Genomic DNA, 17,093 nt, shown 5'->3' on the forward strand with positions numbered 1-17,093 from the left:
TCTCCCGGTGCGGGGCACGAAGCGGTGTGCGGCGGGCCGGGGCGGAAACAATCCGCCGTCACGGTTTGTATCGTCCATCGGTCTCGCCGATCACACCGCCGCCCGCTCCCGATACGGCTCAAGACCCGTTGGCTGCCGACCGGAGAGAGCGGACGGCCTCGACGCGCGCGCCACGGTCGGGCGCCACGTCCAGTTCGAGCAGCAGGCGCGGCATCACCACGCTGGGCAGCAGATGCGCCCACATCACCGACATCCGGCGCTCCACGTCAGTGCGGCCGGCCACCGCGCGGGCGTAGACCTGGATCCCGGCCCAGGCGCTGACCACGAGTTCGGCCGTCTCCCGAGGCACGACGTACGGCAGCAGTTCGCCCCGCTCCGCCGCCCGCAGCAGCAGGTCCTCGCTCAGCCCCGCCCACGCCGGGAAGGGGCTGACCTCGGAGAAGTCCACCGCCCTCTCCTCCAGGGCCAGCCGGAGACCGGCCCTGACGATCGGGTCGCGCAGGGAGCGGTACGCGACGGCCATCGTCAGGTCGATCAGTTCCTGGACATGGGAATCCGCCGGTTCCACGGCGAGATTCCCGGTCAGTTCGCGCAGCACGCCCCGCGCCAGCTCCTCCTTGGAGGAGAAGTGGAAGTAGAGGGCGCCCTTGGTCATCCCGGAGCGCGCCGTGATCTCCGCGATCGTCGCGGCGTCGTAGCCGCACCGGTCGAAGACGGAGGCCGCCGCTCCCAGAATCGCGGCGCGTGTTCTGACCGCACGCTGCTGTGCCATCGGGATACTCCCGTCGCACCGTTCAGGGGTTCACCGAGCGGGTGTCACTGGTTTCCCCGTCGTTCACTGTCAAGGGTACCTTCCGAACCGGTCGGTCCGTATGTTCCGGCGGCGTACTCCTCGACCACCGCGAGATGACGGGCGGCCCGCAGGTCCGCGACGGGGCGGCGCGCCGGTGGCAGCCGGCGCAGGGCGCGCCGACGGGAGCGGCGTGTGAGCAGTTCGATGGAGAACGGGGATCGCGGCGAGAGCAGGAAGGCGCGGGCCCGGCGCCGCGCGTGGCGCCGCAGGACGACATAGAACCCCACGGCGACAAGGAAGTTGATGGCCACCTTGCCGGCGAGGCCCGCGGCGGAGCCGAGCAGGGGTGAGTCGAAGAGCCAGTGCATCGCCATGGCGGTCAGCAGGCAGAGGGCCGCCGGTACGATCCGCCGGCGCACCGGCCGGTCGGCGTGGGCGAGCAGGATGCCGATGCCCGTCCCCGAGACGGCGGTCATCGCCCAGTGCGAGCCGAGACCCGTCAGCCCGACCCGGGTGACGAAGGACTGGAAGACGTCGTTGTCCGCGTTCACTCCCCCACCGCTGAGGACGGAGTTCATGGCGTAGGTCCAGTTCTCCATGACCTGGAAGCCGAGTCCGGTGAAGGCGCCGAGGAAGAAGCCGTCGAGCGGGCCGCGCACCAACTGCCGTGCGCCGAGGGCGATCAGCGCGACGCCGGACACCTTGAGAAGTTCCTCGTTGAGCGGGGCGGTGAGCGCGGCGCCCCATCGCGAGCCGAAGTCGATACCGGCGGCCTTGAACCAGATGCCCTGGAGCCCGCCGTTGGCCACGATCGCGCAGCCGGTCGCCGCGGTGGCGCCCCAGGCGACCCCGCTCCAGGCCCAGCCGCGCGGCGGCGCCCGGAACGGACGTACGCGCCCCAGGACGGCCACCCCGATCCCCAGCGTGACCAGCAGCAACAGGAAGGCCAGCAGCGCCGGGCCGGGGAACACCCTGATCGCCGGGGCGAATTCGAGGGCGAGCAGCGCGAGACCGAGGACGCACAGGACGCCGCACAGCCAGCCCACCGGACTCCGTCGGAAGGAGCCGCGCAGTCCGGTGTACGCCGCCGCCGTTGCCGTCGTCATGGCGCCTCCCGGGGGAAGGCGACGGAACGGACCATGGCCGCGGCGTCCGCCGAGGCGCGCGGATCCGCGCCCGGCCCGGCCAGTACGGTGATCTCGACCGCGTAGGACAGGTCGGGCGGCAGCCATACGGTGGCCGTGCCGGTACGCCCGCCACGGGTCAGTGTGCCCGCCACGCCCTGGGCACCCCCGGCGCTGGTGACGGTGTGCGGAGCGCCGAGCCGGGTGTTCTCGTCCGCGACCGACTGGATCTTGCGCAGCCCCGCCCACAGCTCGTCGGCCTCACCGGGCATGGTGAGGGCGACATACCCGGCGACCAGGTCGACGCCGTCGCGGGTCAGTACGTACATCGAGTCCGGATCGCTCTCCGACTTGCTGAGCGCCCAGCCCGCGCCGGTCACCCGCAGCACCGCGATGTTGTCATCGGGCCCCAGCTCCAGCAGCGTGCCGTCCGGCACCCGCTCGTGATCGTTCAGCGCCCGGCCGATCAGTGGCCAGCCCGCGGTCAGAGCGGCCATGACGACCAGCACGACGATGACCGACGACCGGGCCCGCCGGGAGGTTCGCCGCGGTGGGCGCCTGATGTCCGATGCGGAGTCCATCTCCCTACGGTCAGTCAGGGACCGCGTTCACGCAGCGTCAGTGACTCATACGAGTGGCCGCGGAACCGGCGCCGAGGTCACCGCCGGGACGGCCCTGGGCGTCGTGGCGCAGCGGGGTGAGCTGCTCGATGTCGTAGCGCAGCCGGAGATCGGCGATGGCGGCGGGATCGGGCGTTCCACCGTCCTTGAGGATGTCGAGCAGTTCCTCGAAGTACCGCTCGTGGTCGGAGGGCGGGGACGACTGGAAGAACATCTTGGCCGGGCCGTCACCCCGGTTGGCGAACGCGTGCGGGCAGCCGGGGGGTACGACGATGACCGTGCCCGGTGTGGCCCGTACCGACTTCAGCCCCGACGCGGACTCCCAGTGCCGCCAGTCCTCGCTGAGCACCCGCGGCTCGAAGGCCAGCACGTCCAGCTCGCCGTCGAGGATGTAGAACAGCTCCTCGCTGTGGGTGTGCCTGTGGGCGCCGACGTCGAAGCCGGGCGGCACGACGACCTCGAAGCTGGAGGAGACCCGGGAGTGCTCTCCGGTGACCTTGAAGGTCACCTGCTGGGCCTCGGTGAGGATGGTGGTGCCCCCGCCCGGAGGGACGATGAGCCCCTCGGCCCGGGTCAGCTGGGTCATGCGGTACTCCGTGACGGTGGGGGTGGTGGTCCTACGGCGGTGCGGTGGCGCGGGGCCGTTCGGGTGACGGGGCCCGCGCGCCGCGGGCCCGGCGCTCGCCGCGTCACCGTCATCGTCATCTCACCGGTTCGCTCACGGGCGACGGCCCGCTTTCGCGTTCCAGCCTTCCCACGAGCCGGCTTCCGGTCATCGCGGTGTCGACGGAGGCGCCGGTGGCCGTCCAGCGCCCCAGCGCCATCTCGGCGGTGATGCCGGGCCCGAAGCCGGCGACGATGCCGCGCGCGCCGTCGGCCACCCCGCCCTCGTCGAAAAGCCTGCGCACCGCGTCGAGGACGACGGCGCTGGCGATGTTGCCGTACTCGGTGAGTGTGCCCCGGCTGAACCGGAATGCCTCCGGGGGCACTTCGAGGAAGTGGCTGAGGTCGTCCAGGATGCGCGGGCCACCCGCGTGGATGATGTAGAAATCGAGCCCGGTGGCGTCCCAGCCGTGTTGGTCGGCGATCGTCCGCAGTGCGGGCGCCAGCGGTTCCATGGTGGTGGGTACCCGCTTGTCCAGCAGGAAGTGGAAGCCGGTGGCCCGGACGCTGTAGGCGATCCAGTCGATGGTGTCGGGTACGAGGTGGGAGCCGTTGCGCTCCAGCGCGATCCCGGTGCCGCCCTCACCGCGTACGACGGCGGCGGCGACGGCGTCGCCGAACAGCCCGTTGGACAGCAGGGATCCGACCCCGAGGTCGGTCGGCTGGTAGCAGAGCGAGCAGAACTCGCAGGCGACGATGAGTACGTTGGCGCCGGGGTACGAGCGGCAGAAGTCGTGCGCCCTGTTGATGGCCGCGCCGCCCGCCGCGCAGCCGAGTTGGGCGATCGGGAGCTGCCTGGTGTGGCCGGGGAAACCCATGGTGTTGATCAGCCAGGCGGTCAGTGACGGCATCATGAAGCCGGTGCAGGAGACGTAGACGATCATGTCGATGTCCGCGGGGCGCAGCTCGGCGTGGCCGAGGGCGCGCTCGATCACCTCGGGGACGCGTGCCTTCGCCTCCGCCTCGTACAGCATGTTCCGGTCTTCGAATCCGGGATGCCGAAGCGTGTCCTCGATCGGCTGGACGATATGCCGTTTGGTCACCCCCGTGTTCTGGATCAGCCGCAGAGCCAGGGGCAGTTGAGGATGGTCCGCGTGCAGCGAGCGCGCGAGAGCGAGTGTGTCCTCCATGGTGATCACATACTGGGGAACCGAGACCGCGGGTTTACACAGAGTCGCCACGACGCGCTCTCTCCTTCATCCGTGTTCACTGTGAACTGCGGCCCACACTCACCGGTGGGCCCCCACCCCGCAACCCGGGACCAGGAGGTGCCGGGAGGTGGAAGGATACGGCGACGGCCGCCCCGTAGAGGTTCGGCGCGGGATCCGGAGAACCGTCTGGGCGCGCGCGGTGACTACGGAGCGTAACCCGGGGGGCCGGACCGCCTCGTCCGTTCGGGTGACGCCTGCCCGACATCGGATGGGCCCCGACGGCCCCTCTGATCGGTGACCCGCTGTCTTCCCGGGCCGACCCGCGACATGCCCGAGAAGTCACCGATTGTCAACCTTGTCGCGTGGCCATCAGTCGCCATGAGCGAGAGCCGAACGGCGCCCTCGCCTACGGACGAGCCTCGTTCAGGAAGCCTCCGAACGTACGCCCGTTCGGGTCGTGCGATGGGCGGAGCCCGCCCCTCTGCCGTGGCGGCGCGTGAACACGTACCGCGGGGGCGAGCGCGCCGCCGCCGTTCGTCCAGCGCGGATCCGCAAGTTCCGTCACGGGCCGGGGAATCCTGCCGCCGCGTGTCGCGAACACCGCCCACGCCAGTGGCTTCCTCCGAGTGACACCCGGCTCGGCGCCGCGGGAGGACGTCGCACGCCCGCCCGCCGCCCGATGCCCGTGTCCTCCTTGGTGAGTGGGTCGTTTGCCCGGTGGAGGAAACGACTTTGGTGATGCCTCACATGCGTGAACGTGCCCCGTCGGTGGATGCCCTGACCAGCCTTGTCGAATGCGCGCCGCACGCCGGCGCGGTGCGTGCCAAGGAGACCGCCTCATGAACCATCCCTCCCCGCTCTCCGCGCCGCCGGAGTGTCCGGCCCACTCTCCCGGCGCCGAGTTGCTTCCCCTGTCGGCCGCGACCGGCGCGTCCGAACCCCGCGAGGTCTACCGAAGACTGCGCGAGCAGTGGGGCAACGTCGCCCGTGTCGAGCTGGAGCCTGGCGTACCGGCCTGGCTCGTCATGGGCTACCGGGAGTTGCTCACGATCACCCGGCAGGAACAGGTCTTCTCCCGCGACGCGCGCAACTGGCGCGATCTCAACGAGGGTGTGGTCCCGCCGCATTCGGGGCTGCTGCCGATGATGGCCTGGCGTGCCAATGTCGTCGGCGCGGACGGACCCGAGCACCGGCGGCTGCGCCAGCCGCTGGACGACGGTGTGGCACGGATCGACCAGCGCAGGGCGCGCCGCCAGGTCCAGTCGGTGTGCACGGAGTTGATCGCGTGCTTCTCCCAGCGGGGCCGGGCGGATCTGGTGAACGATTACGCCACGATCGTGCCGATGCTCTCCATCGCCTCCCTGTTCGGTCTGGACAGCGCGGAGGGCCAGGAGCTGCTGCGGGCGCTCATCGCGCTGTTCGGCAGCGCCGACGACTCGCAGGACGGCAACCGCCACTTCGAGGAGATCCTGGTCGACGCGCTGCGCCGCCGGCAGGAGTGCCCGACCGACGATCTGACCACGGCGTTCATCAACCACCCCAATCTGCGCAACGAGTCGGAGCGTATCCAGTCGATGGCGGTGATGATCTCTTCGGGCACCGAGGGCGTCAACGCCTGGACATCACTGACGCTGCGGCTGATGCTCACCGATCCGCGCTTCGCCGCCCGGATGCACGGCGGCCGGCTCGGGGTGGACGACGCCCTCGACGAAGCCCTCTGGCGCGACCCGCCCATGAACAACATGCCCGCCCGCTACGCACTGCGCGACACCGAACTCGGCGGCCGCCACATCCGCCGCGGCGACGTCCTCATCCTCGGCATCGCCGCCGCAAACGACGACCCCGCCATCCGCCCCGACGACACCGCCGGAGAACCGGGCAACCGCGCCCACCTCGCCTTCTCCGCCGGCCCCCACGTCTGCCCCGCGCAAGTACCCGCCCGACTGATCACCCGCACCGCCGTCAACACCGTGCTGCATCTGCTGCCCGACATGAGACTCGCCATCCCCGCCGAGGAGGTCGCCTGGCATCCCTCGCCCTGGACGCGTATCCCGGTCTCTCTTCCGGTGGAGTTCTCGGCGGCCCGGATTCCGGCACTCGGCAGCCGGTAGCGAGCCGCGCGTCACCCGCCGCCATTACCCCGGACGTAATCGACCCCCGGCGCTCCGCGCGGCATCGTCGCGGTCAGCGGGCCTCGGCCGGCGCACTCCGGCCGAGTCCCGCGTCCGCCCCTTGCCGGTCCCCTTCCGGCGAAGGCCGATCCTCGATGGAGGCTGATCATCATGTCCGCGAACCGCTACGAGACCGCCGTCACCCGTTACTTCGAGGCCTGGAACGCGACGTCCGCCGACGAGCGGGCCAGGGCGGTGGCCCTCGCCTGGAGCGAGGACGGCAGCTATACCGACCCGCTGGCGGACGTCGCGGGGCATGAGGCGCTGGCGGCCGTGATCACCGGGGTCCAGGAGCAGTTTCCCGGTTATCTGTTCACCCCGGCCGGGCCGGTCGACGGGCATCATGACATCGCCCGGTTCAGCTGGGAGCTGGTCTCGGCGGCCGATGGATCGGCGCCCGTCGCGGGCTCCGATGTCATCACGCTCGGCGAGGACGGCCGGATCGTCAGCGTACGGGGCTTCCTCGACCGCGTACCCGCCTCGGCGTGACCGAACGGACGGGTCCGTACGGGGGGTTCGCCGCCCGTGGGCCCGTCCCGTCCGGTCCCACGCGGACTTGGCCGTGGCCCGCACGCCGAAGTGCACGTACCTGGAGCCGTCCGCCAGGGCGTAGAAGACCACCGGTATCCAGGCGTCCTTCTCGTTGCGGCGCCCGGCGAGTGGGTGCGCCTGCCCCACGAATGACCGGCGCCCACGCATGAGATGCCATCACCTGTCACGTGCGGTCGGGCATATCAGCCGCGGGGAGCGGCCTCCCGGTCGCCCGCCGCGACGCCGTGCGGCGCCACCGCGTCGATCGCCGCCAGATCGCCGGCGGTCAGTTCGATATCGGCTGCCTCGGCGTTGTGTTCCAGATAGGTGCGCCGCTTGGTGCCGGGGATCGGTACGACGCGCTGCGCCAGCAGCCAGGCCAGTGTCAGCTGCGTCGGCGTGACGCCCTTGGCCTCCGCCAGCTCGGTGACCTTGTGGACGACCGCCAGATTCGCGGCGATGTTCTCCTCGGTGAACCTGGGCAGACCGCGGCGCGCGTCGTCGGGCGCGAGATCGTCGCGGCGCCTGATCTTCCCGGACAGGAAGCCCCGTCCCAGCGGTGAGAACGCGACGAACCCGATGCCCAGCTCCCGTACGGTCTCCAGCACGCCGTTGTGCTCCACATCCCGGGTGAACAGGGAGTACTCGGACTGGAGCGCGGTCAGCGGATGCACCGCGTGGGCCCGGCGGATCAGATCGGGGCTCGCCTCAGAGACGCCGATGTAGCGCACCTTGCCCGCCCGCACCATCTCGCTCATCGCCCCGACGCTCTCCTCGATGGGGACGTCCGGGTCGACGCGGTGCAGGTAGTACAGATCGATCACGTCCATGCCGAGGTGCCGCAGCGAGCGGTCCACCGCTCGCTGCGCGTACTCGGCGCTGCCGTTGTGACCGTGCGGCGTGCCGTCGTCGTCGAACTCGATGGCGAACTTGGTCGCGATCGTGATCTCGTCACGCCGGTTGCCCAGGGCGCGTCCGATCAGCTTCTCGTTCTCGAACGGGCCGTACGCCTCGGCCGTGTCGATATGGGTGACTCCGATGTCGACGGCGCGGTTGAGCGTGGCGATGGCTTCCCGCTCGTCCCTGGGGCCGTACCAGACGCTCATGCCCATCGCGCCCAGGCCCTCGGCGGAGACGGTGAGGCCCTGCGAACCGAGTTTCACGGTTTTCATGACGAGGAGACGCCCTTCCGATAGAAGTCGATCTTCCGTTCAATGGCGGCGAGATGATTCCGGGTCTCGTTGAGCTGTTCGAGTACGCGCTCACGGTGCTGTTCCAGCACGGCCAGCCGCTCGGCCTCGTTGCCCTCGTACCGGCAGATCTCGGTGAAGGCTCGGATGTCGCGGATCGGCATGCCGGTGCCGCGCAGCATGACGATCCCGGCGAGCCAGCGGAGATCCTGGGCGAAGTAGCGCCGCTGGCCCGAGGGCGCGCGATCGGCGGGGAGCGCCGTCAGCCCCTCGCGTTCGTAGTAGCGGAGGGTGTCGACGCTGAGGCCGCAGACCGCGGCGGCTTCGCCGATCGTCAGTCCGCCGTGCGGAATCTCCACATCCGGCTCCAGCCGGGGAACCACTGAACTCATGCCTCCAGCGTCCACCCTGGAGCGCGCTCCAGGGCAAGCGGAACGGTCGCCCAAAGGCCCCGAGGAGTTGTCGGACTCAAAGGTCTGTCCGTTAGAGACCGCGCTTCTTCGCGCTCTCCGCGGCCGCGCCCATGGCGAGGCCCGCCACGATCAGCACGACGGACACATAAATCTCATAGCCGTCGAAGTAGCTCAGTCTGGCCACCAACGACCAGAGCGCGAACCACCCGTCCGTCCATTCGTGCAGCAGTCCTCCCACGCCTTGGGACAACAGGAGAAAACACAGGATTCCGCATACCGTCTTCACCCCTCAAAGCTAGAAAGGGCAGGCCCAGCGCGGCTATTGGCCTTCAGGAGCGGCCTCCGCGACCAAAGTCGCGAGCGCGCTCCGGCTCCCCGTCCCAAAGTCGCCGCGTACGGTGGCCCGGCGCCCTGCCGGCCGGACGCCGGGCCACCGTACTCACCCGGTCACGCGGCGGGCGCGACCGCCCCGTACGCCCCGGACGCCCCGGAGGCCGTCGCCGCGATCCTGATCTCCGCCCGCCGCGTGACGCCGTTGACCGTCACCGCGAGGATGACCGTCCCGGGCCGCAACGCGGTGAGGGTGCCCGTCGCCGGGTCGAAGACCGCCGCGTGGCGGGCGCGGGCGCCGTTCCGGTCGCCGATACGGAGATTCGGGGAGCCCGTCCAGTCGGCGCTGAGCGGGAAGCCGACCGGGACCGCCCTCGTCCCCTGGGTGATGATCGCCGTGGCGCGAGCGCTGTGCCCGGGGGCCAGTGCGGCCGGCGCGTCCAGCGTGAGCGCGTCGGTGTGCGCGCGGGTCTGTACGGAGACCCAGTCGGGGCCGCCCTTCCACGGAGCCAGCCGGGCGGCCGACCGCGCGCCCGGCGAGACCTGGTCGACCCCGATGAGCGACCAGCCGGTGAACCCGCCCTCGCCCGCCGGGGACGCGGGTGCCTTGCCCGAGTTCCCGTTGATCAGATACGGCACGCCGTTGACCCGCGAGGCGTCGAAGACGCCGACATGGCTACCGATGAGCCCCGCGCCCTTGCCGGTCGTCCGGCGGAAGTCCGCGAGCCACTGTTCGAGGAGGGCCGCCTCCTTGCGGTCGCTCAGCTCACTGGCCTTCTGGACGGTCGGATCGCGCGGCGGTACGTGCTCGATCACCATCACCGAGCGGACCCGGTCGTCCTTCGCCGCCGCGTCCAGCTGCTCCCGTACCGCCTTGATCTGCGCCAGGCCCCCGCCGCGCAGCGTCAGACTCGATGTGTCGAGGGTGAGGAAGCGGGTCCCCCGGTGGTCGAAGATCCGCTGGGCGGGACCGAACCGGTCCACGAAGTTCTTGATCGTGCCGCCCATCACCTCGTGGTTGCCCGGTACGTAGTACCAGGGCAGGGCGTCGCCCAGTTCCTCGGTGAGAACTGTCTCGGCGAAGGCGAGATCGGCCGGAGATCCCTCGTCCACCAGGTCGCCGTTGATGACGACGAAGTCGGGCTTCGCCGCCTTGATCTCGCGCAGGGTACGGCGTGCCTGCGCCACGATCGCGCTGTCGGGGTCGCGAGCGACGAACTGGGCGTCGGACATCACCGCGAACCGCCAGTCCCTGGCACCGGTTTCGGCCGCCGAGTCGATCAGCGGATCGGCCGGGCGCGGCTGCGCGGGCAGCTCCACCGTGGGCGGCACCTGCGCCGTCAGCCCGTCGATCACGATCTCGCCGGTGTACTGCTTGGTGGCAGCGGTCTCCGCGAGATAGAAGCGGTACACGGCGAGCGGCGTCGCGGCCCCGGCCGGCACGGCGAAGGTCACCTGCCGCCAGCCGGTCCAGGTGACATACGGGCCGCGCAGCAACTGGTCGGAGCCCGCCGCGTCCTTGAGATGCAGGGTGGGCCAGGCGCCCTTGCCGTCGCCCTTGATCCAGAGTGTGAAGGACTGCGGCTGACCGGGCACCGGGATCCGCTGGGGCGGATTCGCGTACGCGGCGCGGGTGGCGGTGGAGCGGGCGAAGTCGTACGCGAGGGTGAGTCCGGTGCCGGTGTGGCCGTCCGGTGTGGCCGAGACCGAGCCGTCCGCGCGTGCCTGGCCGAAGGTCCAGGACGCGGCGTCGTCGAAGGCGGAGACCGGCTGCTCGTCGAGTCCGACGCTGACGGCGAGGACTGTCGTGCGGCCGCCCGCCTCGGCCGTGACACGCCCGGCGCCGCTGCCCTTCAGGGACTTCACGGCGAAGGAGCCCCGGCCGTCGTCGGTGACCGAGAAGAGGGAGTGGTCGTAGTCGAGCCGTACGTCGCGGGGTTCGATGGGTGCGCCGGTGCCGTGGGCGTCGAGACCGACGATGCCGAAGGTGCCGGTCGCCGTGGTGTCCGCGAGTCCGACGCGCCGGGTGGTCGGCTGGATCCGGTCGAGCCTGTCGAGGACCGTCAACTCCGTGCCGCCCCCGGCCCGTCCGCGTTCGGCGCGTACTTCGGTGGTGCCGCTGCCGCGCGCGGTGAACACGCCGTCGGCGTCGACGCGGCCGACCGAGGACCGTACGGCCCGCCAGCGCGGTTCGCCCGACGCGGGCCCGTAGGTCTCGTCGTATCCGGCCGCGGTGAGCGCCCGGGTCAGTCCGGGGAAGACCCGCTCGGGGTGGCCGCCCTTGACGGGGTCGACGCTCGGGGCGCCGCTCGCGGGGGTCCGGGTCTCGACCCAGAAGCCGCCCAGCCGTCCACTGCCGTCGGGCGCGGTGAGGGCGAGGCCGTTGGGGACCGTGCGCTCGCTGCCGTCGGAGGGACTGTTCTCCACGCGCAGCGCGTCGCTGCCCGGTGCGCGGGCGACCAGCGTGGACGAGCCGCCGCCGTCGAGGTTGAGCGCGCTGTGGGCACCGGCGTCCCGCATCATCAGGCCCAGCTCGGTGAGGGTGACGCCCCCGCTGTCGGCCTGCCGGCCGTCGACGGTGATCACCTGCATGGTGCTGCCGTCGCGCGAGAATCCGACGGCGGTGCGCGGCGCCGCGGTGTTGTTGCCCTCACCGTCGTGGTTCTGCGCCATGCCGTCCACCACGAGGAGTTCACGGCCGCCGACAGCGGTCCGCGGGACGGATCCGCTGTCGGTGCGCGGCCGGTATTCGAGGGTGACCTGATCCCCGGGGCGCAGGGCGCGAAGCGCCTCGGCGCCCGCTTCCCGGCCGACCAGGACGGTCGTGCCCGCGGCGATCGCTCCGGTACCGGGACGGTCCGTCACGGAGACGACCCTGCCGTCCCGTACGGCGGCCTCGGCGACGGGGGTCGCCCGGTCCACGGTGAGCGCGCGGTCCGCCACGCCCCAGCCCGCGTTGTAGGCGCCGATACCGCCGGTCGGCACATTGGCCGCGTTGTAGGCGTTCAGCGCCCGCGGCCCCGAGGGGAGCGTCACGGTGCCGTCGAAGTACAGCTTCAGCAGGCGTCCGGCGTTCCCGGGGCCGATGCCGATGGCCTGGTTGGCCCCGGGGGCGGGCGAGTGCGTGACCTCGCCGTCCGCGATCCCGGGGCCCTGGGGCGCGCCCGTCTCGTTGATGTCGAAGAAGTCGGCGTTGATCGCGGCGACGGTACGGCGTCCGGGCCCGGCGTCATGGCCGGCCGCCAGTTCCGAGATCGTACGGCGGTCGGAGACCTTGCCCGAGGAGAGGTAGTCGGCCTGGGCGCCGGTGCCGTCGAGGTCGACGGAGAGCGCGTCCACGCGCAGCCACTTGTCGGATTCCAGCCGGTCGTACGACGTGAGCCGGACACCGGGGGCGATCGGGCGCGAGGCCCGCGCGGTCTCGATGCCGTCGGCGTCGGCGACGGATGCCGGGGTTCCGGTGGATCTCGGGTCCGCGGTGGCCGCGCTCGCGGGTGGTGGCGCGACCGGCCGCAGCATCTCCGCGGCGGTACCGGGTCGGGGGTCGGGGGTGGAGTCGGCGGAGGACGGTGATACCGCCCCCACCGTCAGAGCGGTCACGGCCGCGAAGAGCACGGCGGTCCGCCCGGCGATGCCTGGGCCCACAACTTCTCCTGGAAGACGGTGGATACGCATGGCTTGTGCGATGTCGGCCGCCAGCATTGCCGTGCGCGGACCAATGAACCAGGGGTTCGCGGGGACGTCGGGGAGAACACGCGGTGACAGTGGGGAACGGGACGCCGAAACCGGCCAGGATCAGGCGCCGCCACGGCGTCGGAAGCTGTCCCGCCGTCAGACGCCGGCCCGGCTCACACGACCGGCCGAGGCGTGAGCGGCTGTCCCGCCGTCAGATGCTGTTTCCCGCCATCAGAAGCTGTCCCGGCGTCAGACGCTGTCCCGCGTCAGTCACTGCCCCGGCGTCAGACGCTGTCCCGCCGCAGGAGCAGCAGGGCCATGTCGTCCCCGCCGCTCCGCTCCCCCTCCGCCGCGAACAGCAGGTCCGCCAGCTCCTCCAGATCCGCCGGGCCCGTACGTACGGTCTCCCTGAGCCCTTCCAGGCTCTCGCCGAGGTCGATGCCCGGCTGCTCCACCAGCCCGTCGGTACAGAGCAGCAGCGTCTCACCGGGCCCCAGCACTCCGGTGGTCACCGGATAGCTGATCCCGCCGAGCTCCGCGAACTCCGCGGAGAGCCCGAGGGGCAGCCCGCCCGACGTCTCGATCCAGTGGCAGCCGCCGTCGGCACGCCGCACCAGCGGGTCGAGATGGCCCGCCCGTACGATCCGCAGCCCCCCGGTCGACAGATCCACCTCCACGTAGGTGCAGGTCGCGAAGCGGTCGGTGCCCAGCTCGCGCAGCAGGGCGGAGGCGCGGGCCATCGCGGCGTCGGGCGGATGCCCTTCAGCGGCGTACGCCCAGAGCGCCATGCGCAACTGGCCCATGACCACGGCCGCGTCCGTGTCATGGCCCTGGACATCGCCGATCGTCAGCCCCACCCGGTCGCCGGGCAGCGGAAGCAGGTCGTACCAGTCACCGCCGACGCTCCGGCCGATTCGCGCGGAGCGGTAGCGGAAGGCGCTGCGCGCGCCGGGGACCTCCGGGACGCGGCGGGGCAGCATCGCCCGCTGGAGCTCCCCGGAAAGATCGTGCTCCTGCTCGTAGAGGATGGCCCGTTGCAGACTCTGCGCGATACCGCTGGAGAGCGCGACCAGCATATTGCGTTCCTCGGCGCTGAAGCCGCCGTGCCGGGGGTAGAGCAGCCCCATGACGCCGATCATCCGGCCCTGGGCGATCAGCGGCAGATAGGCGCCGGAGGCCACGGACAGCGGCTCCACATGCGGCCAGAGCAGCGGGTAGGAGGACCGGAAATCCTCGCGCGAGGTGATGAAGCGGGGCCGCTGGGTACGTACCACCTCGCTCATCGGGAACCGCGCGTCGATCCGCGTGTACCGCAGCTCCGGTACGTACGACCCCGACCGGCCCTCGGCGACCGCCCGGATCCGCCCGCCCTCCACCACGCCCAGCATGACGCTCACGGCCTTGAGATGGCCGAGCGCCTCCTCGTCGCGGAGGACGTCGAGGACGTCCTCGACCGTCTCGGCGCGCGCCAGCAGGACGGTGGTGCGCTCCACCACGCCGGTCAGCCTGCGCCGTGCCTCGTCCAGATCGCTTCTGGTGGCCACCTCGGTCAGCTCGTGTTCCGCGCTCCGTACGAGGCCGATGATCCGCCGGGGCCGTCCCGTCCCGTCGTAGGCGATATGGGCCTGGGCGCGGGTCCACTGCCGTGATCCGTCGTGCCGGACGATCCGGAAGTACGCCGCGACCTCGGCCGAGCCCTCCTTGAGCGCCCGCGCCACCAGGCTCTTCAGCCGGGCGGCCTCGAACAGCGACAAGCGGCGGACGAGGCTGCGCGGATTGCCCGCGTATTCCCCCGGGCGCAGGCTCAGGATCTGGAGGGCGGGCGCGTTCAGATGCAGCAGCCCGCTGTCGAGATCCCAGTCGAAGCTTCCCATCCGGTTGAGAGCGAGGCTCAGGTCCGGATGGGCGGGCCAGTCGTCCGGCAGCGACACGGCAGCCGGAGGTGCGCCCCGATCAGCCATGGAGCCACCATCTCACCGATCGGCCCGTCCCACTCCTTGAGCCGGTGCCCGGTCCGGCGCCGTGTGCGCCCAGAAAGCGCTTCCCCATACGAGCGGGCCGGAGGAAACTGGGTGTCTGCAATCGAGCGCGCACCATGGCTGCCGAAAGAGGACTCCGCTCTCCATGCAGAAACCCGACTCCGCCCCCCGTCCCAGTCCACTGGACCATCACTATTCCGGGGAGCATCCGCTCCGCACTCTCGCCTATCTCTTCCGGCCCGACCGCCACCGGCTGTCCCTCGCGGTCGTGGTGTTCGCCGTCAAACACATTCCGGTCTGGCTGCTCCCGCTGATCACGGCCAACATCATCGATGTGGTGGTGGATCACGGCCCGGTCTCCGAACTCTGGTACAACACCGGGGTCCTGGTGTTCGTCCTGGTGCTGAACTTTCCGCTGGCGCTGCTGTACGCGCGCCTGATGAGCTCCAGCATCCGCCGGATGGGCCGCGAGCTGCGCTCGGCGCTCTGCCGCCGGATGCAGTACCTGTCCATCGGCTACCACGCCCGGGTCAGCGCGGGCGTCCTGCAGACCAAGGTCGTACGGGACGTCGAGAGCGTGGAGCAGATGACCCAGCAGAGCGCCGACATGGGGCTCGGCGCCATCATGACGCTGATCGGCGGACTGGCGGTGATCGGGTACCGCGCCCCCGTCGTACTGCCGGTGTTCCTGATCGTCGTACCCCTCGCGGCCCTGCTGGTACGCCGGCTGCGCTCGCGGATCCGCAGCAACAACGAGGAGTTCCGGCTGGAGATCGAGCAGCTCTCCTCACGTGTCGGCGAGATGACCACGCTCATCCCGATCACCCGTGCCCACGGTCTGGAGCGGACCGCGCTGCACCGCGTCGACCACACCCTGGAGCGGGTGCTCTCCGCCGGGTTCCGGCTCGATCTGCTCAACGGCCGCTTCGGATCGCTCTCCTGGATCCTGCTCAACACGATGGCGGTCGGCTGTCTCTCGGGCTCGGCGGTCGTCGCGTACTACGGCTGGCTGGGGCTCTCGGCCGGCGATGTCGTGATGATCAGCGCCTTCTTCACGGCGCTGACCGCCTCGCTGACGACCCTGATGAATCTGACCCCGATCATCTCCAAGGGTCTGGAGTCGGTGCGTTCGATCGGTGAGGTCCTTCAGGCGCCCGACCTGGAGAGCAACGAGGGCAAGGCGTCCGTCGACCGTATCGGCGGGCGTATCGACTTCCAGGGGATGGGTTTCCGCTACCCCGAGGCGACGGAGCACTCGGTGCGCGGGTTCGAGCTGTCCGTACGGCCGGGCGAGACCATAGCCCTGGTCGGCGCGTCGGGCGCGGGCAAGTCCACGATCCTGAACCTGCTGATCGGCTTCATCAGGCCCACCGAGGGCCGGATACTGCTCGACGGCGCCGACATGGCCTCGCTGGATCTGCGCACGTACCGCCGTTTCCTGTCCGTCGTACCGCAGGAGTCGATCCTCTTCGAGGGAACCATCCGGGAGAACGTCACCTACGGTCTGGAGGGCGGCGCCGACGAGGACGCGCTGCGCGGGGCGCTGCTCGCCGCGAACGCGATGGAGTTCATCGAGCGGCTGCCGGACGGTCTCGACACGGTGGTGGGGCAGCGCGGCGCCCGGCTGTCGGGCGGGCAGAAGCAGCGGCTGGCGATCGCCAGGGCGCTGATCAGGGATCCCCGCATCCTGGTCCTCGACGAGGCGACCTCGGCCCTCGACAACACGTCGGAGGGGCTGATCCAGGACGCGCTGTCCCGTCTCGTCCGGGGCAGGACGGTGTTCGTCGTGGCACACCGGCTGTCCACCATCCAGAACGCGGACCGCATCATCGTGATGGAGCGGGGCCGCATCGTCGAGGCGGGCAGCCACCAGGAGCTGCTGGCGCGGGGCGGGGCGTACGCGACCACGCTCCAGCCGAGGCGCTTGGGCTGAGGGCGCCGCTCAGCGGGGGCGGCGCGACCGCTCGGGCCGCTCGTCGGCGACGGGGTCGATCCTGCGCGGTCTGACGTGTTCGTACGCCATCGTCGTCTGCACATCGGCGACTTCGCGGCGTTCCGTGAGGCGGTCGATGACAAAGGCGTAGACGCCGTTCACGTCGGGAACGGCGATATGCAGCAGGAAGTCATGGGCGCCGGAGGTGACGAACAGGCCGATCACCTCCGGCAGCCGTGCCGCCCACTCACGGAACCCCTCGATCACCGGGCGGGCCGGCGGCCGGATGCGGACCGAGATCAGGGCCTGTACGGGGCGTCCCACCGCGTCGAGATCGACGGCCGCGTGGTAGCCGGTGATGACGCCGCTCTCACGCAGCAGCCTCACCCGCTCCAGCGAGGTGGAGGGCGAGACACCGGTCTTGGCCGCCAGCTCACGGTTGGTCTGCCGTGCATCGTTCTGCAACTCCCGCAGCAGAGCTTGATCGATCGCATCAAATTTCATGGAACACCTCGATTGC

At 70.9% G+C, this 17,093-nt stretch carries 14 protein-coding genes; 3 read left to right on the forward strand and 11 right to left on the reverse strand.

The features are described 5' to 3' along the window. Window positions 1-118 precede the first annotated feature (118 nt). The 5 genes from ACFRMN_RS21630 to ACFRMN_RS21650 all read right to left on the reverse strand — a co-directional run bounded on the left by ACFRMN_RS21630 (window position 119) and on the right by ACFRMN_RS21650 (window position 4,381). A complete protein-coding gene (locus ACFRMN_RS21630; RefSeq protein WP_383021952.1) occupies window positions 119-772 on the reverse strand; it encodes a ScbR family autoregulator-binding transcription factor in 654 nt (217 codons plus the stop codon). A 44-nt stretch (window positions 773-816) separates the two neighbouring features. Further along, window positions 817-1,899 (reverse strand): PrsW family intramembrane metalloprotease, encoded by a 1,083-nt coding sequence (locus ACFRMN_RS21635; RefSeq protein WP_383021954.1) that lies wholly within the window; start codon window positions 1,897-1,899, stop codon window positions 817-819. Then, entirely contained in the window at window positions 1,896-2,498 is a 603-nt protein-coding gene (locus ACFRMN_RS21640) for a hypothetical protein (protein ID WP_383021956.1), read from the reverse strand. Before ACFRMN_RS21640 ends, ACFRMN_RS21635 begins: the two co-directional genes overlap by 4 nt. A 37-nt stretch (window positions 2,499-2,535) precedes the next feature. Then, window positions 2,536-3,123, reverse strand: coding sequence for a cupin domain-containing protein (locus ACFRMN_RS21645; protein WP_383021959.1), 588 nt, complete (start codon window positions 3,121-3,123; stop codon window positions 2,536-2,538). Between the two features lie 115 nt (window positions 3,124-3,238). Continuing rightward, a complete protein-coding gene (locus tag ACFRMN_RS21650; RefSeq protein WP_383021961.1) occupies window positions 3,239-4,381 on the reverse strand; it encodes a type III polyketide synthase in 1,143 nt (380 codons plus the stop codon). Between the two features lie 809 nt (window positions 4,382-5,190). Between ACFRMN_RS21650 and ACFRMN_RS21655 the strand changes: the two genes are divergently transcribed. Beyond that, on the forward strand, window positions 5,191-6,462 hold the full coding sequence (locus ACFRMN_RS21655) for a cytochrome P450 (protein ID WP_383021963.1): 1,272 nt from the start codon (window positions 5,191-5,193) through the stop codon (window positions 6,460-6,462). 171 nt (window positions 6,463-6,633) lie between these two features. Then, complete coding sequence (locus ACFRMN_RS21660; protein ID WP_383021965.1) at window positions 6,634-7,011, forward strand: nuclear transport factor 2 family protein; 378 nt, start codon at window positions 6,634-6,636, stop codon at window positions 7,009-7,011. 245 nt (window positions 7,012-7,256) lie between these two features. Here ACFRMN_RS21660 and ACFRMN_RS21665 read toward each other — a convergent pair whose 3' ends face one another. From ACFRMN_RS21665 to ACFRMN_RS21685, 5 genes are all read right to left on the reverse strand, one after another. Next, window positions 7,257-8,225: an aldo/keto reductase gene (locus ACFRMN_RS21665; RefSeq protein WP_383021968.1), complete on the reverse strand. Its 969-nt coding sequence runs from the start codon at window positions 8,223-8,225 to the stop codon at window positions 7,257-7,259. Then, window positions 8,222-8,635 carry a MerR family transcriptional regulator gene (locus ACFRMN_RS21670; protein ID WP_051746248.1) on the reverse strand — a complete coding sequence of 138 codons (414 nt, stop codon included), beginning with the start codon at window positions 8,633-8,635 and terminating at the stop codon, window positions 8,222-8,224. Before ACFRMN_RS21670 ends, ACFRMN_RS21665 begins: the two co-directional genes overlap by 4 nt. A 91-nt stretch (window positions 8,636-8,726) precedes the next feature. Further along, complete coding sequence (locus ACFRMN_RS21675) at window positions 8,727-8,894, reverse strand: hypothetical protein (protein ID WP_383021971.1); 168 nt, start codon at window positions 8,892-8,894, stop codon at window positions 8,727-8,729. 209 nt (window positions 8,895-9,103) lie between these two features. Beyond that, on the reverse strand, window positions 9,104-12,631 hold the full coding sequence (locus ACFRMN_RS21680) for a phosphodiester glycosidase family protein (RefSeq protein WP_383021973.1): 3,528 nt from the start codon (window positions 12,629-12,631) through the stop codon (window positions 9,104-9,106). A 314-nt stretch (window positions 12,632-12,945) separates the two neighbouring features. Beyond that, a complete protein-coding gene (locus ACFRMN_RS21685; RefSeq protein ID WP_383021975.1) occupies window positions 12,946-14,622 on the reverse strand; it encodes a SpoIIE family protein phosphatase in 1,677 nt (558 codons plus the stop codon). A gap of 163 nt (window positions 14,623-14,785) precedes the next feature. Between ACFRMN_RS21685 and ACFRMN_RS21690 the strand changes: the two genes are divergently transcribed. Further along, entirely contained in the window at window positions 14,786-16,573 is a 1,788-nt protein-coding gene (locus ACFRMN_RS21690; protein WP_383021977.1) for an ABC transporter ATP-binding protein, read from the forward strand. A 9-nt stretch (window positions 16,574-16,582) separates the two neighbouring features. Here ACFRMN_RS21690 and ACFRMN_RS21695 read toward each other — a convergent pair whose 3' ends face one another. Further along, window positions 16,583-17,077 carry an Lrp/AsnC family transcriptional regulator gene (locus ACFRMN_RS21695; protein WP_383021979.1) on the reverse strand — a complete coding sequence of 165 codons (495 nt, stop codon included), beginning with the start codon at window positions 17,075-17,077 and terminating at the stop codon, window positions 16,583-16,585. Between the last annotated feature and the right edge of the window lie 16 nt (window positions 17,078-17,093).

The sequence above is a fragment of the Streptomyces sp. NPDC056835 genome (assembly GCF_042789485.1).
Lineage (GTDB): Bacteria > Actinomycetota > Actinomycetes > Streptomycetales > Streptomycetaceae > Streptomyces.